Annotated in this window: 20 protein-coding genes; 3 read left to right on the top strand and 17 right to left on the bottom strand. The window is 54.2% G+C overall.

All coding sequences use genetic code 11. The annotated features are described in order from the left end of the window. Positions 1–16 precede the first annotated feature (16 nt). Positions 17–3,142: an efflux RND transporter permease subunit gene (locus AAFJ72_RS11835; RefSeq protein ID WP_432774121.1), complete on the bottom strand. Its 3,126-nt coding sequence runs from the start codon at positions 3,140–3,142 to the stop codon at positions 17–19. Between the two features lie 76 nt (positions 3,143–3,218). Then, a complete protein-coding gene (locus AAFJ72_RS11840) occupies positions 3,219–3,605 on the bottom strand; it encodes a MarR family winged helix-turn-helix transcriptional regulator (RefSeq protein WP_432774122.1) in 387 nt (128 codons plus the stop codon). Positions 3,606–3,799: 194 nt separating this feature from the next. Here AAFJ72_RS11840 and AAFJ72_RS11845 point away from each other — a divergent pair, with 194 nt between their 5' ends. Both AAFJ72_RS11845 and AAFJ72_RS11850 read left to right on the top strand, forming a co-directional pair. Next, the gene (locus AAFJ72_RS11845; protein WP_432774123.1) at positions 3,800–5,002 is read left to right on the top strand and encodes a sensor histidine kinase; all 1,203 of its coding nucleotides are present in this window, start codon (positions 3,800–3,802) and stop codon (positions 5,000–5,002) included. Then, positions 4,999–5,676 carry a response regulator gene (locus AAFJ72_RS11850; protein ID WP_432774124.1) on the top strand — a complete coding sequence of 226 codons (678 nt, stop codon included), beginning with the start codon at positions 4,999–5,001 and terminating at the stop codon, positions 5,674–5,676. Before AAFJ72_RS11845 ends, AAFJ72_RS11850 begins: the two co-directional genes overlap by 4 nt. Positions 5,677–5,685: 9 nt before the next feature. Here AAFJ72_RS11850 and AAFJ72_RS11855 read toward each other — a convergent pair whose 3' ends face one another. The 15 genes from AAFJ72_RS11855 to AAFJ72_RS11925 form a co-directional block, all read right to left on the bottom strand. Continuing rightward, positions 5,686–6,186: a hypothetical protein gene (locus tag AAFJ72_RS11855; protein WP_432777181.1), complete on the bottom strand. Its 501-nt coding sequence runs from the start codon at positions 6,184–6,186 to the stop codon at positions 5,686–5,688. Between the two features lie 262 nt (positions 6,187–6,448). After that, the gene (locus tag AAFJ72_RS11860; RefSeq protein ID WP_432774125.1) at positions 6,449–7,987 is read right to left on the bottom strand and encodes a two-component system sensor histidine kinase NtrB; all 1,539 of its coding nucleotides are present in this window, start codon (positions 7,985–7,987) and stop codon (positions 6,449–6,451) included. Between the two features lie 305 nt (positions 7,988–8,292). Then, complete coding sequence (locus tag AAFJ72_RS11865) at positions 8,293–8,583, bottom strand: antibiotic biosynthesis monooxygenase family protein (RefSeq protein WP_122906279.1); 291 nt, start codon at positions 8,581–8,583, stop codon at positions 8,293–8,295. A 78-nt stretch (positions 8,584–8,661) separates the two neighbouring features. After that, positions 8,662–9,570, bottom strand: a complete 909-nt coding sequence (locus AAFJ72_RS11870) for a hypothetical protein (RefSeq protein WP_122906278.1) — start codon at positions 9,568–9,570, stop codon at positions 8,662–8,664. Between the two features lie 89 nt (positions 9,571–9,659). Continuing rightward, entirely contained in the window at positions 9,660–10,322 is a 663-nt protein-coding gene (gene thiE / locus AAFJ72_RS11875) for a thiamine phosphate synthase (RefSeq protein WP_432774126.1), read from the bottom strand. After that, a complete protein-coding gene (locus AAFJ72_RS11880) occupies positions 10,319–10,948 on the bottom strand; it encodes a thiamine phosphate synthase (RefSeq protein ID WP_122906276.1) in 630 nt (209 codons plus the stop codon). The genes thiE and AAFJ72_RS11880 overlap by 4 nt, the downstream gene beginning before the upstream one ends. Continuing rightward, complete coding sequence (locus AAFJ72_RS11885; protein ID WP_432774127.1) at positions 10,938–11,306, bottom strand: hypothetical protein; 369 nt, start codon at positions 11,304–11,306, stop codon at positions 10,938–10,940. Before AAFJ72_RS11885 ends, AAFJ72_RS11880 begins: the two co-directional genes overlap by 11 nt. Positions 11,307–11,422: 116 nt before the next feature. After that, on the bottom strand, positions 11,423–11,554 hold the full coding sequence (locus AAFJ72_RS11890) for a hypothetical protein (RefSeq protein ID WP_281274250.1): 132 nt from the start codon (positions 11,552–11,554) through the stop codon (positions 11,423–11,425). Positions 11,555–11,610: 56 nt separating this feature from the next. Continuing rightward, entirely contained in the window at positions 11,611–12,027 is a 417-nt protein-coding gene (locus tag AAFJ72_RS11895; protein WP_432774128.1) for a DUF3054 domain-containing protein, read from the bottom strand. A gap of 87 nt (positions 12,028–12,114) precedes the next feature. Then, on the bottom strand, positions 12,115–12,705 hold the full coding sequence (locus AAFJ72_RS11900) for a GNAT family N-acetyltransferase (RefSeq protein ID WP_432774129.1): 591 nt from the start codon (positions 12,703–12,705) through the stop codon (positions 12,115–12,117). A gap of 108 nt (positions 12,706–12,813) precedes the next feature. Further along, complete coding sequence (locus AAFJ72_RS11905) at positions 12,814–14,340, bottom strand: tripartite tricarboxylate transporter permease (protein WP_432774130.1); 1,527 nt, start codon at positions 14,338–14,340, stop codon at positions 12,814–12,816. Positions 14,341–14,352: 12 nt separating this feature from the next. Beyond that, on the bottom strand, positions 14,353–14,817 hold the full coding sequence (locus tag AAFJ72_RS11910) for a tripartite tricarboxylate transporter TctB family protein (RefSeq protein ID WP_432774131.1): 465 nt from the start codon (positions 14,815–14,817) through the stop codon (positions 14,353–14,355). 109 nt (positions 14,818–14,926) lie between these two features. Beyond that, positions 14,927–15,958, bottom strand: coding sequence for a tripartite tricarboxylate transporter substrate binding protein (locus AAFJ72_RS11915; RefSeq protein ID WP_432777182.1), 1,032 nt, complete (start codon positions 15,956–15,958; stop codon positions 14,927–14,929). A gap of 142 nt (positions 15,959–16,100) precedes the next feature. After that, positions 16,101–16,799 carry a response regulator gene (locus AAFJ72_RS11920; protein ID WP_432774132.1) on the bottom strand — a complete coding sequence of 233 codons (699 nt, stop codon included), beginning with the start codon at positions 16,797–16,799 and terminating at the stop codon, positions 16,101–16,103. Beyond that, the gene (locus AAFJ72_RS11925) at positions 16,786–18,366 is read right to left on the bottom strand and encodes an ATP-binding protein (RefSeq protein WP_432777183.1); all 1,581 of its coding nucleotides are present in this window, start codon (positions 18,364–18,366) and stop codon (positions 16,786–16,788) included. Before AAFJ72_RS11925 ends, AAFJ72_RS11920 begins: the two co-directional genes overlap by 14 nt. A gap of 153 nt (positions 18,367–18,519) precedes the next feature. Between AAFJ72_RS11925 and AAFJ72_RS11930 the strand changes: the two genes are divergently transcribed. Continuing rightward, entirely contained in the window at positions 18,520–20,283 is a 1,764-nt protein-coding gene (locus AAFJ72_RS11930) for a UbiD family decarboxylase (protein ID WP_432774133.1), read from the top strand. The last annotated feature ends 78 nt before the right edge of the window (positions 20,284–20,361 follow it).

A 20,361-nucleotide genomic window follows, 5' to 3' on the forward strand; every position in this document is an offset into this window, starting at 1 on the left:
ATCCCACAAACGCTTCTTACGATTCCAAAGCGGGAACGGTTTTCTTTTGTTTCTTTTCTTTCCGTTTCATGCGTCTTTCGCGACGCTTTTTGCCCAGATCGTCAAACCACGAGGTGACGACCGGAACCAAAATCAGGGTAATCAATGTCGAAAAGCTCAGACCGAAAATAACGGTGATGGCCATCGGAGCCTGTGTCTCTGTACCCGATCCACCGGAAAAACCGAGCGGTCCAATCGCGAGGATGGTCGTCATCGTCGTCATCAGAATCGGACGCAGACGGATAGGTCCGGCATGGAGAATCGCATCACGCAGCTCCCAGCCTTTTGCCCGCAGTTGGTTCACGTAGTCGATCAACACGATGGCGTTGTTCACGACCAGACCGATCAGGAGGATGTACCCGATCAATACAGATACGCTGATCGTCGTTCCGGTAATCAACAGTCCGAGCAGAACCCCTGTAATCGTCGGCGGAACCGAGAACATGATGATAAACGGACTGTAGAACGATTCGAACTGCCCTGCCATGACCATGTACACAAGCACAACAGAGAGAACAATAGCCAGTGCGAGACTGCCGAACGACTCAGCCATGTCCTGGCTTTGTCCGCCAAACTCCAGTTTGTAACCGTCTGGCAGATTCAGGTTGTTCAGCTTGGCCGTAATCTCCTGTGTGACAGAGTTCAGGTCACGACCTGCCAGGTCACTCGTAATCTTCACTTCGCGCGTCAGGTTGGAACGGTTGATCGTCAGCGGCACGTCCACCTTGCTGATGGCAGCAACGGAAGACAGCGCGACTTGTGCCCCGCCTGGCGCAGCGATCCGCAAGTTGTTCAGGTAGTTGATGTCTTCCTGATAATTTTCAGGCAGCTTCAGGTTAATGTCAATCTCGTCATCGCCAGTACGATACTTCGTGACAGTCTGCCCCTGGAAGGCCGTGCGGACACTGGAGAGAATCTGTCCGGTCGACAAACCGTACATGCTCGCTTTTTCCGGGTCGACTCTGATCTCGAATTCCTGTCTGGATGCTTCCAGGCTGGTTGTGACGTTGAGCGTACCCGGTACTTTTTCGATCTCACCCTTGATGATCGAACCGATGTCCTTGAGGACGTCCAGATCGTCACCGCGCACGGTCAGCTCAATCGGCGAGCCCATCGACATGCCTTGTGCCGCGCTTACGTTGATTTCCGGCCCCGGAATCATTTTCAGTTGCTGCTCCAAATCCAGGACGATGTCGTTTGAGGAACGTTTACGCTCGGTCACGTCGACGAGCAGCAGCGTGATTTTTGCCTGATTGGAGGTCAAGGTGCTGGCCAGCGGCGAACCGCTGCTGCCGATCGATGTTGCGACAATGTCTTTTTCCGGCACTTTGTTCACAATGTCCTCTACTTGTTTGGCCACTTTTTCTGTTTCTTCGAGAACGGTTCCGTTCGGCATCTTGATCGATACGGAAATCTGGCCCTGGTCCATGCTCGGAATGAACTCCGCCCCGATCATCGGCGTCAGCGCAAGCGAACCGATCATCATACCGATGGAGGTGAACATCACTGTTTTTCTGTGGTTCAAAGCCCATGCCAGCAGCTTTTGATAGCCTTTTTCCACTTTGCCAAATCCGATGTTAAACCAAGTCACCGGGTTAATGCCACGATAATTTTCGTGATTCGCATGATTCGGTACTTTCTTCAAAATGCGCGAGCTGAGCATCGGCACGAGCAAAATCGAGAAGACGAGTGCCGCAATATGCGAGTACACGACTGTCAAAGCCAGTGGTCCGAACAGCTCGGAAGCAATCCCTTCCGTCAGGGCAATCGGCAAGAATACGCAAATTTGCGCCAGGGCGGAGGCCATTACGGCTGTTCCGACCTCTTTGGAGCCCTCCAGCGCGGCTTGCATCATGCCTTTTCCTTCCTCCCGCTTGCGGAAGATGTTCTCCAGCATAACGACCGCGAAGTCAATCAATGACCCCAGACCGAGTGTCAAACCGGACAGCGAGATCAGGTTGATCGTCTGGCCAGTCATGTACATCAGCAGGAAGGTCGCGACGATGGATACAGGCAAAACGATAACCGCGATCAGCATCGACTGCAGACTGCCCAGGAAGAAGAACAGCAGGATGATCCCGACCAGTCCACCGAGCAGAGCGTGCTCCGCCGTTGTGTAGATCGAATCTTTGATGTATGTCGAGGTGTCAAGCGTCGTGGTAATTTGCACATGTTCTGGCAAATCCGCCTTGATCTTCTCCAGCTCTGCTTTGACCTCGTCGGCCACCTCGATGGTGTTTCCGCCGGAAGCTTTCGTAATCGAAATACCAAGGCTCGGCTTGCCGTTAACGTAGCTGAGCTGCGTAATGTCTTCGAGCGTATCTCTGACTTCGGCAATATCGCGCAGGCGAATGGAGTTTTCCCCTACCGAAATCGGCGTCAGCGCAATTTGCTCCACGCTGGCAAATTCACCCTGAACGCGAATGTTCATGTTGCTGTCCCCTTCACGGACGGAACCGGCGGAGCCAGACAGGTTGCCGCTTGCAAGCGCCTGCTGGATTTGCTCCAGGGACAGCCCGTACGCGGAGAGCTTGGCCGGATCGACGATGACGTCGACGATTCTATCCTGGCCGCCGCTGATGGAAGCAGCCGCAACGCCGTCAATCCGCTCCAGCCGCGACTGGATCATGTCTTCCGCCAGCTTTTTCAACTGGTTGACATCCTGCTCGCCTGTGACGGCAAACTGGATGATTGGCTGACTGTTCGGATCGATGCGCAATACGCGCGGCGCATGCGCGGAATCAGGGAGCATGCCTCTCACCTGATCGACCTTTTCCCGCACATCGAGCGAGGCCTGGTCGAGATCCGTTCCCCAGTTAAACATGAGGATGACCTGCGAGGCCCCTTCAATGGATACGGATGAAATGCTGTCCAGGTTGGAAACAGTTCCCAGCGCATTTTCTATCGGCTTTGTCACCAGTTTTTCTACCTCACTGGGCGATCCCCCGTCAACAGACGTGACGACTACCGCAACCGGAAAATTAAGATCCGGCATCAGGTCAATCGCCAAGCGAGGCAAGGAGACGAAACCGAAAATCAGCATGGCCACGGTCAGCATAATCATCGTGACCGGGCGTTTAATCGAGAGTTCAGACAGATTCAAATCTACTCACCTCTTCTGGAAAACTTGACATGGCTAATCGTACCCCTTCGGCTTTGCCATTTGCCGAAAGCGACAATTAGCCTGTTATTTCTTTCATTTGGGAGAACAATCGTTGCAGCGCATGAAGAGATGAGATCGCGTGAGGATCTTCCGGCTTCAATTCCTGTTGGGAAGACACCCGCTCCGTCAAGGAAACCCACACGATTCGGCGGTCCGTTTGGTCCCGAAAACGGCGCACCAGATTTTCCTGCTCCAGCCTGTTGATTAATCCTGAAGTGGTACTGTACGGAAGATCGACAGCCTTGCAAATCTCCCCCATCGTTTTTGAACCGTTGCTGACTTGTTCCAAAATCAGCACCTGTTGCCAGTTAAGATCGCTGCTGTCCAGCTCCTTTTTGGAAATGGATGCAAACAAGGCGCTCGCTTCTTTCAGGAGCTTTGCCAACTGAATCAGTTCTTTCATGAAAGCCTCCCTCACTATCCCACATGACCCATCTACATCTTTATTAGCCAAGCTTTATTCTACCTATAGTCTTGGGTAGTGAAGTCTATCAGCAGGTTGATTTCCCGGCCTGCGGTGTCTATCTGGAGATAGACGACACCCCATGCTAGAATGAAAATAAATGAGTATCCGGTCAGAGAAAGAAGGACATCTCTTTGCTGAAACTGAGTATAAAGGCGATTCAAAAACGTTTGCTCATCATCTGGTTCTCCATCTTGATTGTGCTGGCCCTTTTGCCAAGCTCTTTCATGCGCGAGACTCCCTTACAGTTTTCTCTTACGATTGTACTATTCTTTTGTTACATTGTGGTATTCTGGATTTCCAAAAGGAAATGGAAGCCGTACCAATTTGAACTAGCGACGGTTTTGCTGGGCACGATGTCTCTCTTAAAAGGCATGTTCGCCGGGGGAGAAGGCTTCGGGATGATGCTGCCGCTCGCCGTCTTTATCGGCTTTTACATCGAAGGACGGCGCGCGCTGGCTTACGCAAGCTTTTTTGGCACGTGTACCACGTTGTTTTTGTATTGTTACGACATCCTCACTTTTCCGCATATCGTTCCGTTTATCCTGACGTATATCGGCTGCTATATCGGAGCGCGAGGATACCGGATTCAAAACGAGGCGTACAAAACGAATCAGGCCCATTTGAAGGAGCTGCAACAAGCCCATACCGAGCTCCAGGAAGCGCATTCCCAGCTCCAGGAAGCGGCCTTGCACTCGCTGCAGGTAGCGGTTCTTGAGGAACGGACGCGGATTGCCCGCGACATTCACGACGCGCTGGGTCACAGTCTGACCTCGCTGATCGTTCAGCTCCACGCGCTAAAGTACATGCTGCAGGACGGACCGGAGCACGCGCAGGAAGCCGTGCGCAACATGCTCAGCGTAGCCAAGCAAAGCCTGGACGAAATTCGCACCTCCGTGCATACGCTCGCCATGGACAAAACATCGCTGGGACTCACGCCGCTGCGGGCTTTGCTGTCACAGGCGCAAAAGCATACAGGGATCAAGATGGAGCTTTTGTCCTCCGAACTGGATATTCCGCTGTCCCAGGAGCTGACGATCACCTTTTACCGAATTTTACAGGAAGCCGTTACCAATACGCTGCGCCATTCCAACGCAAAAGAAATCCAGGTCTTGATCGAGCAGCGGGAAAACTCTCTCTTCCTGTCGATCCAGGACGACGGTGACATCACGCCGCAGGATCAAATCAAGCCTGGGTTCGGACTGACGGGCATCGCCGAGCGCATCAAACAACTAAACGGCACCCTGTCCTATTTTGCCAAGGAACCGCATGGATTCAGACTCGATGTAACATTGCCGCTGGAACATTTGGAAAAAGAAGGGGGCATGCGAACATGACAGACCAAGCGAAAAAAATTCGTGTGATCCTCGTAGACGACCAGAACATGATTCGCCAGGGATTGGGATACGTAATCCAGATGCAGCCGGATATGGAGGTCGTCGGGGAAGCTGCTGACGGAGAGGAAGCCGTGGAGCTGGTAGGAAAAATCGCGCCAGACGTCGTGCTGATGGACGTGCAGATGCCCAAAATGTCCGGAATTGAAGCTACGAGGAAGATCATGAACGCACATCCAGCCGTCAAGGTCCTGATCCTCACCACTTTTGACAACCACAATTACGTGGTCGAAGGAATCCGCGCAGGCGCTGTCGGCTATATGCTGAAGGATGCTGACTCGCAGGAGATGCTCGACCTGATCCGCAGAGCCTTCCAGGGGGAAGCTCTTTTTCATACCGTGACGGCAGCCAAGGCGCTGGCAGAAGCCTTGCAGGTTCAGCGCAGCGCTTCCGATCACGCTGCCGCTCCTTCCGCCTTGCTCGATGAGCTGACAGACCGCGAGCTGGACGTCCTGCAGCAAATCGCCTACGGGTATCGCAACGATCAGATCGCGCAAAACTTGTTTATATCCGAAGGCACGGTGAAAACACACGTTCACCGCATCTTGCAAAAAATGGGCGTCGAGGACCGCACACAGGCTGTCGCCAAGGCCCTCCGGCTCAAAATCGTGAAGTAGCGAAACGTTTCAGGCAGTACAATCGAGCGAGACTCGCGTGCCGTCGTCCTGCAGGACCCAGATTGCCAGGCCATCCAGCAATCGGGCGGCAGACATGGCTTCCCGGACGGCGGCGACTGCCTTGTCAATGTCGAGCACGCGGCAAATGACCGCAAGATTTTCCTCGCTGTCGTCTCCACCGTCGCTATGTCCGTTCCCGGTTTTGCCAAGACATTCATCCAGCAGCTCCTCGATAGCATACCGCATCTCCACATCCGCTTCCGACAAGTGCTGAAAGCTCACTACCAGCTTCTGCATATCCTCTTGTGCAAGCTCGGCATAGCCCTTTTCCTTCATTTCTTCCGCCCAGTTTTGCAGCACATGCGCCGGTTTCCCTTCGATTTGCTCGGCGACGATCGTATAATGATCGACACTTTCGCCTACCTGACCGTAGTTCACCACATACTGCCGATTCTTTTCGTCATACCACGCTTCCCAATAGCTCCACCTCTTTTCATTTTTGTGCAACATCCGGATCACTCTACGTTCAACTCCGTTCAGCCTTTTTGTAAATTATTCCACCAAACGACACGGTTTGACAACGAGTTGCAAATATTTTGATTCGAAAGACTTGCAACTTTTTCCGATCAGAGGACTTTACACCTACTCCTATCTGTTCCACCACAGTGACACCGTGCCTTTTGGCGCAGGTGCAGATTGGATATATACCTTTTTCCCGGATGAAGCCATGAAAAAAGACGGAAGGTTCGCTCCGTCTTTGCGTTTCTTATCTTCATGTGCTTGTAGTAGTGGAAAGCGGCAAGCGGATTTCGAAGCGCGCCCCATTCAATCGGGGCGAGTTGTCGGCAAAAATTTCGCCGCCGTGATCCGCGATGATGCGTTGCGTCGTGGACAACCCAAGTCCGGTACCCTCTTGCTTCGTCGTAAAAAAAGGCACGAACAAATTTTCCAGACAGGCAGAACTCAGTCCCGGTCCGTTGTCCTCCACGATGATGACGACCTGGCTGATGGAGCCGTAAACGGTGACACGCACCACGCTGCCTTGAGTCAGCACAGCTTCGAACGCATTTTTCATGATGTTCAGAAACGCCTGCTTGATGCGCGAACGGTACCCGAACACATACCAATCGCCAGGAGTGATGTCCAGCTCCAGCTTGATCCCCCTGCGATTGGCTTCCGGCTCCAGCAAACGAATGACGCCATAAAGCTCGTCCAGTACGAGAAAACGTTCGGAAACGATTTTGTCGTCCCTGTACCGGGCCAAAACGAGCACGTCGTTCAACAACCCGTCGATGCGTTCGATCTCCGTCAAAATGACGGAGAAGTAGGAATCGCTGCGTCCCGCCCCTCCCTGCTCGCGCAAGAGTTGAATGAAGCCCTTGATCGAGGTAAGCGGATTGCGGATTTCATGCGCCATCCCTGCGGCAAGCTGGCCCACAGCCGCCAACGCTTCCCGCTTGTTCAGCTCTTCTTCATATCGTTTGCTCTCGGTAACATTCCGGTAAACAGCGATTGCTCCCCACATCTCGCCCATGTAGTAAATCGGACTGGTGCTGACCGTCGTCCATTTGGCATGGTATTCGGCCATGTAATGACCTGACTGTCCGCGTTCAATGACCCATTGGACAAACCTTTCGTTCTCGTTCTGTTTAAAAACTTCGTCTATGTTTTGGCCGATGATTTGTTCGCGTTTGAACCCAAACAGTTGACACAACGCATGGTTGGCTTGGATAATTTTCAGCGAGCGATCAATCATCAAAACGGCGATGTCGCTGGAGTGCAGCACCATTTGGACCAGCTCTTGTTCGGCAAGCAGAGCAATTTGCTCCTCTTGTTTCCGCTCCAAGACTCCACTCGTATTTTGCCTGTAATTTGGCGGGCGATTTTCCTGACTGTAGACGCTCACGATCTGGGCAATCAGCTGATCCGTCGCCTGAAAAAACGCATATTGTCCTCGTAAAAGCTCAAGCTGCTCCGCTTCACTTTTCACCAGCAAGGCAGAGTTGTTGTTCATCTGCTCGACAATGCTGTCCCGGCACACTCGCAGGAACTGCACCAGCGTCGCCAAATTCAGTCCATGATGCAAACATTTGTACGCGACTTCATTAATTTCTTGTTCTGCCGTTGTTGGATCATTAGATTCCACCACTTCTGCCCAGCGAATGAGCAGTTGAACAAGCAAAGCCTCAGTATGTGCGCGGTCTCCCAGAAGCGAAGCAGAGTGATCGTATTTTTCAGAAAGAAAAGTAAACGTTTTGGCCACTGCAGCAGGGGCCAAATGAGTAAGATACTTACTTATTCGATTTTTCAAAACGCTCTGACTCCTTTTCTTCTTGCTTCATTGAGGCCTTCATTCAACTATGTATGATAATATTATGGACACAAAATCGAGATGATGTAAAGCAGTGTGTCCAACAATCAGGGAGATGATCGCCACGCAGTCGATCCTGCTGGCGTTCGTTTTGCAGAAGTTTCTCCCAGCCAAAAATCACTTGAAACGGCATGCCCATCTTCTATTATCATATCACGATCATGCATTGATTTGGTAAAAAATGTTTATCCATCAACGATTAAAAAAAGAAGCATTTGCCCCGAAACGACAAATGCTTCTTTTTGCTATGAATGAGCTTTTACGATGTAATTGCGCAAGTCTGACTTGACCGGGCTGTTTGGATTCGTTCCGGCGTGTGCGCGCTTGAATGCTTCGCTCTGCGTCCAGTTTTGGAACGACTGTTCATCTGTCCACTTTGTGAAGACGATGTATTCGTCACCTTCTGTCGGTGCGAGGAAGAGAAACTCCAAAAAGCCCGGAACTTCCTTCATCCCCTCGCCGCCCCCGCCAAAGGCGCGTTCGAGGTGAGACTGGTAATCGGCAGGAACTTTCAATCTGTTCATGGATACGTACATGCTTGTCCACATCCTTTTTCAAATAGGTTTCCCTTCTATTATACACCACAGCGCGAAAAACAAAAAACCGCTGACGCTTCAGTCACGTCTGCGGTTGAGCTGCTGCTCCAGCATAATATCCATCAGCAAGGTGTCCTGCAGCGGGTCCTTGGGATCGACCGTCAAAAGTGCAGCGACAGCCGCCATGGCACAGCGCACGGCTTGGTACGAGTAAAAAGCGTCGCGCTCCGTTTCACTGAACAAGGAAAGGTCCGACCGCTCCTGGACCGGATAAGGAAAATCGGTCTCCACACCTGCCCGGTCCAGCACGATCAGCGCCTGCTTGATCGCAAGCAAGGCGGCGCTGACGCTAAGCCCGTACTCCTTGCGCAAGTCGTCCCATACTTGAAAAGCGGATCGCTCCACCCTCTCCTGATTCGGCCTTGTGATAATGCCGGTTTTCCGCCCTTCCTTCAAAAGCCAGTCGACGAAGATGTCGTGGCGCGGTGGAAACGCATACACCTGCAGCTTCATCTCCAGCTCGGTCGGAAAATCTTTGGCGAAGCGCGCATGAGCCAGGGACATTTCATAACGCCGCGAAGGATGTCCAGGCACGGTGACAAAAACCGTATCCTGACGCACCGCCGCAATCTGCAGCTTCGTTCTCGCCGGAATCCGGGCCTGGGGGGCCTTTTCCCGGCGGATGTTTCCCGGAATCAACTCCGTCCCGAACTGGTGATACTCCAGAGGAGAATCAATCCACGGAATCGGTTCGCGGGTTTGAATCTCGTACAGCCCGTTGAACGTCACCCATTCGCCCGGACGTCGCTGACTGCGAATCAGGACAGCATGGACTTCTTTTTCCGGCGGCAATTCGGTATCCTGATCGTCCGGGGGCGGCTGGAGCCGTTTATGCTCGATCAGGATACAGTCGTGCAAGTTCAGTCGCTCAAGCAATTCCCGTTTGCTGACCCATTCGTATCCGATCCGGTAAATCCGGTTTTTCATCGGTTCCACCTCCTTTTGATCGCCAGTATCGGTTTCCTTCGTGAATGAGTAAGATTACCCTACCATATGTATTCGTCTGGTTGTCCGTGCTAGATCGATCGTACAATCTGCAGCAAGTCTTGTGCCGCTTTTCTGGGCGAGTCAGCCCGGCTGATGGCGCTGATGACAGCTACGCCGTCGGCTCCGGCGTTGATTACCTGCCCGGCGTTTTGCAGGGTGATCCCGCCAATGCCCACAATCGGCAAGTCGCTGCCGACAGCCTCACGGATGTCGCGAAGTCCCTCGGGACCGATTGGCTCGCCCGCATCCGCCTTCGAAGATGTAGCGAACATCGCTCCTACCCCGATGCAGTCTGCACCGCCGTTTCGGGCTGCGAGCGCTTCCTCCACCGTGCCTGCTGACACGCCGACGTACATCGCTTCGCCTACCTTTTCTCTCACCTGGGCCAGTTGCATGTCGTCCTGTCCGACATGTACCCCGTCCGCCTGCAGCCGCACAGCCAGCTCCACATCGTCGTTGACGAAAAACAAGGCTTGTGCTTCGCGGCACAGCTGCTGGAGCTGCCGCCCCAGTTCATGGCGCTCTTCCGCAGTCAGCCTGCTGCCTTTGTCCCGCAACTGCACGATGCCTGCTCCGCCCGCGAGCGCCTCGCGAACGATCTCGACGGTCTTTTCACTGGAAAATCCGCAATCCTGGCTGCCGATCACCAAGTAAACGCCCATCTTTTCCCGAAGTGTTTGCCTGTCTTTCACTTTTCATTCCCCTCCCAGCGATCCAACGCCTCGCGATAAGCCAAAGCGGCCGCCTGCGCATCTGTTGCGTCGGTGATTCCGGATAGTACGGCAATGCCTGCGCAGCCTGCAGCGAGCACTTCGCCAGTCCGCTCCGGCGTAATCCCGCCGAGTCCGATCACGGGAACCGTCCACGCTGCTGTTATTTTCATCAGCTCGCCCGTCCCTCTCGGCGCGAGGTTCGGTTTGGAGCCGCTTGGAAAAATATGTCCGTACATCAAATAGTCTGCCCCTGCTGCCACTGCTTGCTCTGCTTCCAAATACGAATGGACGGAGCGACCTATTTTTTGTTCCCGCCGCAAAACCAGCCGGGCATCGCCAACCTCCAGGCTGTGATACGCCAAATGTGCGCCTGCACAGCCTGACGCGGCACTCACATCGACCCGATCATTGACCAAAAGGCACGATAGCGGAACCACATTCGCCAAAGCCCGAACCCAGTCCATGCATTCTCTGGCCGTTCGCTGCTTTTCGCGAATATGCAGGTAGTCCATCCCTCCGGCATACGCTGCTTCAGCCATCCGCAGTACCTCTTCGAGCGTTTGCCTGCCGCTCGTAATGACGTGAAGCTCCCGGCTAGTTCGCATCTGCTTTGGCACCTGCCGCAGCACCGACCCCGGACAACGCCGTCAGACATTCCTGCAGCCATTGCGTCGTCTTGTCGTCATTGCCATCAGGTGCTTGCGCAAGCAGCTCCACGATCAGCCTCCGCACGAAAAACGCCTGCTGCACTGTCAGCGGAAACGTAATCGTCTTTGGCTTCGTCTCTTGCTTCTCCAGAGTTTCCACTCCGGCCAAAAGAATATCCCCGATGGACTCAATCAGCTCGCGAAACTGTTCATTTTGCTTCAACTCGTCATAGCATCCGTCGTAAAGTCGACACAAAATCAAAAACGCCTGTGACGACATAGTCACCGGCTGTACGTCATGCATCGGTTCCGTCATACTGTTTTTCCCCTCCACTCGCTTGAAAAACAAAACCTATTATAACACAACTCGTCCGGAATCGAACCATTTGCTGTGCAGGCCTGGCTGATGAAAACAGAAAAACCGCTGAAAGCTCAGCGGTCTTTGCCCGTACCCTCGTTTCGGTCGTTGTGGTGGGATTGGCGCAGGTTCGTGTTCTGATCGTTGTGATCGAGCGTTTTCCCGCGGTTTTTTCCCAGGTCCTTGCTGTTGTTGTTCTTGCCCAAATGATTCACCTCCTGTCGTCATTCACAGGATAGCGTAACCAATTTGGGACGGTTTATTAGTGAACGGTCTCTTGCCTGGTCCGCTTCCATAAAGCGTGGAACAGCGCGAAAGGCAAACGCCAGCCAAGCAGAAAAGCCAAGGTCACGAAGTACGTTACGCCGGAAAAAATGAGCGTCATTGGCACACCCGTCCACCAGGAACGGATCAAAAGGCCAATCGGCGCCGCAAGCGTCCAGCTGAACAGCATTGTGACCAGTTGCCGCCCCCAGGATGAGCAGGTGCGTTCTGCATAGGTGCGAAAAACCAGTATTGCGATGATCCAGCCAATCAAAAACGGAGCCAACGTCTCGCATATTCCAAGAAACGTAACTGGCAGATTATGTGCCAGCTTTCCATAGTACACAAACAGTACAAAGGCGATCAGATCCCCGGCGAGCAGTACGCAGCCGGTTGGTGAGAGGCGAAGTCTCATGCATACCCTCTTTTCTGAACCCATTTGCCCACAAGGTTCATTCCTATTGTACACATGGAAGTTTCCCGCTACAATCGCCCCGCCCTTTTATTCACCAAACAGCAACATTTCCAGCCGTTCTTTCACGGCTGGCCACTCACGGTCGAGGATGCTGAAGTAAACCGAATCGCGGATATATCCGTCCCGCATGACCATATGATTGCGGAGTACACCCTCGCGGATGCCGCCGATGCGGGCGATGGCGCGCTGGGAGTTGAGGTTGCGCGAGTCGGTTTTCAACTGGACGCGGATGCATCCGAGCTGCTCGAAGCAGTGACGCAACAGAAGCCATTTGCACTCTGTATTGACAGCGGTTTTCCAGACGGCAGGCGTCAGCCACGTGAAGCCGATTTCCAGTCCGCGATCCTTGCGAGAAATGGCGAGAAACCTCGTACTCCCGATGACTTGACCATCTGCGCGATTGATGATGGCAAAAGGCAGTTCGGTTTGCGCTGCCTCGTTTTTCATGGCTTGCTCGATAAAAGCTTGCGCGTCATCGCGCGTCTGAATCTCGACCGACATGTACGACCAGATCTCCGGAAAAGCACCGGCGGCAAAAATGCCATCCGTATGCACCAGACGGAGCGGCTCCAGTCTGACCAGCTTTCCTTCCAGTGTGACAGGCTCGATTGCTAACATGTTCGTCTCCCCTTCCCTGTACTGCCCGCTTGCCCGAGCAGTACAGCTTCCCGCAATTTTTCCTATGATAGGGGGAGAGAGGAGCGCTGTCAAGCAGCGTGTAAAGCTTTATGCTTCTTCGTTAATCACGACTTGTTTTCCCCGTCGCTTCAACACCAGCGGCACGACGAGCCAGGCCAGCGCACACAACAGAAAAACGGCAGAAAGCGGCTTCGTGTAAAAAATCGAGAAGTCTCCGTTGGACGTCGTCAGCGCCCGGCGCATGTTGTTTTCGATCATCGGGCCGAGTACCAGCCCGAGCACGAGCGGAGCGAGCGGGAAGTCGTTTTTGTTCAAATAGTAGCCGAGAATTCCGCATATCACGAGCAAAATGAGATCAAACGTGCTGATTTGCACCGCATAGACGCCAAATACGGAGATGGCAATAATCATCGGGAGCAAATATTGCGGCGGCGTCTCAATGATTTTGGCGAACACTTTGACGAGCGGCATGTTCAGGGCGAGCAGCATCAGATTTCCGATGAACATGCTGGCAATCAATCCCCAGGCGATCTGCGGGTGATCGCTGAACAAAAGCGGCCCTGGCTGGACGTTGTACATGAGCAGCGCCCCCATCAGAATCGCCGTTGTCCCTGATCCAGGGATTCCGAGCGTCAACAGCGGAATCATGGCGCCTCCGGAAGCGGCATTGTTCGCAGATTCCGGCCCTGCTACTCCGGCGATCTCGCCTTTTCCGAAACGCTCCGGGTGTTTGCTCCATTTTTTCTCCATGACATAGGAAAAGAATGAGGCCAGTGTCGCACCTGCTCCGGGCAATACGCCGATGAAAAAGCCGAGCAAAGAACCGCGGACGATGGGAACGGCGCTATCTTTCAAGTCTTTTTTGGTCGGCAAAATCCGGTCGACCTTGATGATTTCCTGTGAAGAATGGTCATTTTCCAGAATCGTTTTGAAAACCTCGCCAAGCGCAAACAAACCGACTGCAATTGTCAAAAACTCCAACCCTTGGTACAGATCGGGAATATCGTAGGTAAACCGGGCCACTCCCGATACGTTGTCGATGCCGATCGTTGCCAGCAAAAGCCCAAGGACTGTCATCATCAAAGCCTTCGTCATGGATTTGCCGCCAAGTCCGCTCACGGCGCACAGACCGAGCAGCATGAGCGAAAAATACTCCGCCGGCCCGAACTGCAGCGCGAGGTCAGAGAGCGGATCGGCGAGAAAGACAAGCGCCACCAGCGCCACAATCCCGGCCACAAACGAGCCGATGGCCGCAATCGACAGCGCCGCTCCTGCCCGCCCCTGTTTCGCAAGCTGATACCCGTCCAAGGTCGTGACGACTGACGAAGATTCGCCCGGTGTATTTAGCAAAATGGACGTGGTAGAGCCGCCGTACATCGCGCCGTAGTACACGCCCGCAAGCAAGATCAGGGCGCTCGCCGCCGCCATCTCGGGCGGCAGACCCGCCGTCAGCGAGGCTGTCACCGGCATCAGCAGCGCCACACCGCTCATCGGACCGATGCCAGGCAGCACCCCGACAGCCGTACCGATCAGCACTCCGATAAACGCGTAAACCAGATTGTGCCATTGAAAGGCGATTTGAAATCCATCAGCCAAATATTGCAGCGTACCCATCTCGATCCCTCCCTAGACGCCGAGCCAGGCAGGAAGGCCTGGAAGCGTTCCTTTCAGCAGTTGCACGTACACCACGTAAACACCGACGGAAAACAGCAAGGAGACAACCGCCGATCGCCATTGGCTTTTGCTGCCCATGACCAGAAACGTGACGTAAAGAAACAGAGCCGTAGCGATCACATACCCGATTGGCTCCAGCAGCAGGACATACAGCACCGTCGCTGCGAGCATCAGGAGAAATCGTTTGTACAAAAGTTTTTCAACGGCTTGTCCCGCAGCACGGTATTTCGCCTGGAACGTCTCGTAAAACAGGCGCAGACTGAGCAGGACCAGCAAGATGCCCAAGCCGAACGGAAACATGCTCGGCCCGACCTGACTGCCGTATGCACTCGTCGAGATATGCTGGCTCTCCGCGATGAAAAATGCCCCCACCAGCGCAAAAGCAATACTGCCGTACCGATCAAACCTAACGTTCATACGTACCTCCTTTTTCGATAAGGGAGCGTTCGGTCGCGTCGTTTTCTCCACATGGAAAATTGGACACGTGCCGCAAAAAGCGGGGAAAAAGGAGAGGAGTGCCCTCTCCCTATTTCGCCATGCCAAGCGAGTTCAACAGTTCTTTTACGAGCTGATCCTGCTCCTCCAAGAACGCCGTGAAGGCCGCCGCGTCCTTGTATTCGCTCTCCCAGCCGTTTGCAGCAAGCTCTTTCTTCCACGCCTCGCTCTCCGACAGCTCTTTCAATTTGGCGTCCCAATACGCTTTGGCATCCGCAGGCATGTCAGCCGGACCAAATACACCGCGCCAGATCGTAAAGGTCGCATCGATTCCTTGCTCTTGCAAAGTCGGAACGTCTTTCAAATCGCCGCTCATCCGCTCTGTTGACGTGACGCCGAGCACGCGAATCTTGCCTGCCTTCACGTATTCGCCTACGCCGGAGGCATCGGTCGCGATCATGTCGGCATTGCCGCCGAGCAGCGCCGCAATCGCTTCTCCGCCGCCGTCATAGGAAACGTACTTGACCGTTTTCGGGTCGATGCCGTATTTGGCTGCTGGCAACACGCTGACGAGATGGTCCATCGAGCCCGGAGCCGAACCGCCAGCCAGCGTCATTTTTGTCGGGTCTTTTTTCAAATCGTCCAAAAAGCTTTTCATATCCTGGTACGGCGAGTCGGCGCGCACGACCAGGGCGCCGAAATCTTTCGTCATTTGCGCCAGCGGCGTCACATGCTGGAAGCCGAACGGACTGTTCCCCTCTTTTTTGTTATGGTTGATGAGAATTGGCGGAGAGCTGACAAACAGCTTGTAAGGGTTGCCTTTGTCCTTGCTGACGTATTCCGCCATGAAGACGGTCCCGCCGCCGCCTGGTTTGTTTTCTACCGTAATTGCTTCCGTCACCAGCTTGCTCTCGGCGAGTACCTTGGCAAGCGAGCGGGCTGTCTTGTCCCAGCCTCCGCCTGCCCCGGATGGAGCGACGAACACAATCGGCTTTTCCGGATAGCTGGATGCCGTAGACGCCGGCTGCGCTCCCGAGCCGGACGAGCTGCTGTTCGCCCCGCCACAGGCGGCCAGCGCGAGCGTAAAGAAAGCAGACAAAACAATGAGTGCACTTTTTTTCATTTTCAAACAAAAAACCCCCTCGAACCCGTCGTTTTTGTAAGCGGTATCACGCTTGCCATTAACGTATCATGCCGGGTCCTTCGGGGATAGTTTTCGAATATAATATACTTTTAGAAAATTAACAACTTTTTGTTCATTTTGTTCATGCCCGCTCTGGCAAAAAACGGTACTTTCGCTCTGGCCTGCCGACACTGCCGTAAATCAGTTCGGCCCTCGCCTTTTTTTCCTGCACCAGATGCTCCAGATAGCGGCGGGCTGTCGTCCGACTGGTGCCGATCTCGCGGCCGATCTCTTCTGCGGAGACGCCTTTGTCGCCTGTCTGCCTGATCGCCGCGATGACTTTTTCCAGGGTCAGCTGGTCAATGCCTTTTGGCACGGCTAACTCGCGCTGTTTTGGGTTGAGCGGCCGCCTGGTCAGCATCTGGTCGATGACATCCTGATCGACTTCTGTCGCCGCTTTCGTCCGGGCCACATGGGCGCGATAGCTCTCCAGCCGCTCGCGGAAACGCTCGAAGACGAGCGGCTTGACGATGTAGTCAAAAACGCCGCCCCTAAGCGCTTCCTGGACCATCTCCATCTCCTTCGCGGCCGTAATCATGATGATGTCGACCTCGCGATAGTGCTGGCGGATGTACCAGACCAGCTCGGTGCCCAGCATATCGGGCAAATACACGTCCAAAAGCACCAGATCGGGACGCGTGACAGCGAGCAGCTCTTTGGCGTCACTGCCGTTGGTGGCAGTGGCAATCACTTCGAATCCCTCGATCTTGTTCACGAATCTTCGGTTAATGTCGATAATCCGCAAATCGTCCTCGACGATCAGCACTTCAAGCTTCTTCACTGCCAGTTCTCCCTTCTTTCGGCAAGGAAACGGTGAACAGCGCGCCGCCCCAGTCGCTTTTTCCGACGACAATGTAGCCGCCCATCTCCTCGGCGATTCCGCGCACTTTTGCCAAACCAAGTCCCCGGTCCTCGCCCGCTTTCGTCGAAAAACCGTAGGCAAAAATTTTCTCGCGCCATTCATCGGGCACCCCCGGCCCGGAATCGGCAATTTCAAACAACAGCTCTTCTTCCGTATCCGCCAGATAAACGTCCACGCGCTTTTGCGAAACGGCTGCATCATTAACCGCTTCCAGCGCGTTTTGCAGCAAATTGCCGAGCAGCACGATCACCTGCTGACGGTTGATATGTGCCGGCAGCACTTGAAGATGACTGTCCTGATCGATCACGAGCTGGATTTTCAGTTCTTTGGCCCGGTTGTGCATGCCCAGTAAAAGGGCGCCAATCATCGGGTCCGGAATTCGTCTTGCCACGAACAAGAGCAGTTCTTCCTGTGCCGATGTCTCGCTCGTTATCAGTTCAATCGCCTCCTGTACGGAGCCGAGCTGCAACAGTCCGGAGATCGTGTACAGCAAGTTGTGAAACTCGTGCGTCTGGGCGCGCAGCACATCGGCATAGCGCCGGACCTGTGACAGCTCCGAGGTCAGCTTGTCGATCTCCGACTTCGGGCGAAAGCTGCTGACGACACCGACGATTTTGTCTCCCAGCTTGATCGGCAGGCGGTTTACGATAATTTCTTTGCCGCTCGTGATCGATTCACGGTCGAGCTGCTGTTCCCCCGTTTTCAACACCTCCGGCATGCGGCTATCCGGCAGCACGTCCAAAATGTGCTTGCGGTGAATGTCTTCCTCCGGCAATTCGAGTATGCGGATCGCGGCCTTGTTCATCATCGTGATCTCGCTGTTCCGGTCAATCGCGACGATTCCTTCCCGGACGGATTCGAGAACGGCGTTGCGCTCCACGTACAAAGCGGCGATTTCTTCCGGCTCCAGCCCAAGCGTCAGCCTTTTCAAATAGCGGCTCAGCCCGATGGCAAAAGCAATCCCGCAGACGAGCGCGATCAGCGTGATGAGGAAAACCTTTTCTTGATAATCGTCGATGGCTTCCTCAATGTCCTCCAGCAAAAAACCGACCGACACGATGCCGATCACCGCGCCATTGTCGTCGCGAATCGGCACCTTGCCGCGCAAGGATGGACCCAAGCTCCCAATCGCCTTGGAAATGTACGATTGGCCATAGATCAGTCCCGGCTCATTGTCTCCGCCGACCATCGACTTGCCGATGCGGTCAGGCAGCGGATGCGAATAGCGGATGCCGTCCTGGTTGCCGACGACGACAAATTCCGCTCCGGTTTGCAGCCGAACGTTTTCTGCAATCGGCTGGATCAGCTCGGACGGCGAGCTGCTTTGAAAAGCCTGGCGCAGTTCGGGGTCGTGGGCGACGATTTTGGCTACGCTCAGCGCCCTTTTCCCGATCTGCTCCTCAATCGACGAGGCCACGATGGACGAGAACACGGCACCAACTGACGAAATAATCAAAATAATTCCGATGGTAATCAGCAAGATCATTCTCGTTTGCAAAGACAATACTTTTCCGGCTGTGGTCACAAATCGCTCACCTCCAGCTTCATCTTACCATCCCGAGCGGATAAAAAGGTAGCTTCATTGCTATTGTTCGTGTACAGTTAAAAGGGAATTACGGGGATGTGGAGGTATCTACAGATGCACGCGAACCTTCGTTCGTTCATAGAACAATTGCGCCGCGCCGGACAAGTCGTGGAGATTGACGCACCAGTCGATCCCTATCTGGAGCTGGCCGAGATTCATCGCAGAGTGATTGAAGAGGGCGGACCTGTTCTCTTGTTCACCAATGTAAAAGGAAAATCGTTTCCCGTGGTCACGAACCTGTTCGGTACCGTAGAGCGGGTCGACATGGCGTTTGGGCCTAAGCCCGAGGCGGTTGTCCGCAGCCTGGTGCACGGGATGGACAAGCTGTTGCCGCCAAAACTCTCCGGCTTGTGGGAGTTGCGCCAGCCGCTCCTGGAAGTCATGCGCACGGGTACCAAAACCGTGCCTGCCTCCCAAGCGCCTGTGACGCAAATTGCCACAACCGATGTCGACATGACCAAGCTGCCTGCCCTGACCAGCTGGCACCTGGATGGCGGTCCGTTCGTCACCTTGCCTTTGGTGTATACAGAGCACCCTGATACAAAAGAGCACAACCTGGGCATGTACCGCATCCAGATTTACGACAAAAACACAACAGGCATGCACTGGCAGATTCAAAAAGGCGGCGGCTTCCACTACCACGAAGCGGAAAAACGAAACCAGCCGCTGCCTGTTACGCTGACCATCGGCGGCCCGCCTGCCCTGATCGTCTCCGCCATCGCTCCTCTGCCCGAAATGGTGCCGGAGCTGGTTTTCGCCTCGCTGTTGATGGGCGACAAGCTGAAAATGACAGAGGTGCCGAACCATCCGCACCGCATCGTTGCAGAAGCCGAGTTTGTGTTCGCCGGAGAAGTTCCGCCGCACATCAGACGGCCTGAGGGGCCTTTTGGCGATCACTTCGGCTATTACTCCTGGGCACATGACTTCCCGGTGTTCAACGTGAAGCAAATGTGGCACCGCAAGGACGCAATCTATCCGGCAACTGTCGTCGGAAAGCCGCGTCAGGAGGACTACTACATCGGGGAATACTTGCAGCGACTGCTTTCTCCGCTGTTCCCGGTCGTCATGCCGGGTGTCAAGGCGCTCTGGACATATGGCGAGACAGGCTTCCACGCGCTCGCCGGCGCGATTGTGCGCGAGAGCTACTATAAGGAAGCGATGGCACACGCTTTCCGCATCATGGGAGAAGGCCAGCTCACCTTGACCAAGTTTTTGATGGTGACAGATGAGCCATGTGACCTCGGCAACTTCAAGCAATTTCTCGAAATCATCCTGGCCCGCTTCCAGCCGGAGCGCGACCTGTTGATCGTCAACGATACGTCGAACGATACGTTGGACTATACGGGACGGAAGCTGAACCACGGCTCCAAAGGGATCATGCTGGGCATCGGCGATCCGGTCCGTGAGCTGCCGCGCGAGTACAAAGGGCAAGGCATTCCGGGCATGACTGATATTCGCGCTTTTTGCCCCGGATGTCTGGTCATTTCCGGGCCGAGCTTCCACGATAGACCGGAGCTGGGCGAAGAGCTGCTGCCCTATCTCAACGAACATCTCGCGGATTGGCCGATGATCTGCATCGTGGATGATGCGGCAATTGCCGAGAAGCAAAGCAGCTTCCTGTGGACCGTGTTCACTCGCTTCGACCCGGCCCACGATCTGTACGCCAAATCGACGATTGTCCGCAACAAAATCCGTTATGAAGGGCCGCTGGTCGTCGATGCGCGGATGAAGCCTTTCTATCCGGATGAAGTAGAGACACTGCCGGAAATTTCGGCACTGGTCGACAAACGCTGGAACGAATATTTCCCAAAAGCATAGCATGGCCACCTGCTGTACGTCTGGAACGAACTGTTCCGGACGTTCTTTTTTACCCAGGAAAAAAGCTGGAATTAGGTC

Origin of the sequence: Brevibacillus gelatini, from assembly GCF_050920745.1 — a bacterium.
Lineage (GTDB): Bacteria > Bacillota > Bacilli > Brevibacillales > Brevibacillaceae > Brevibacillus > Brevibacillus gelatini.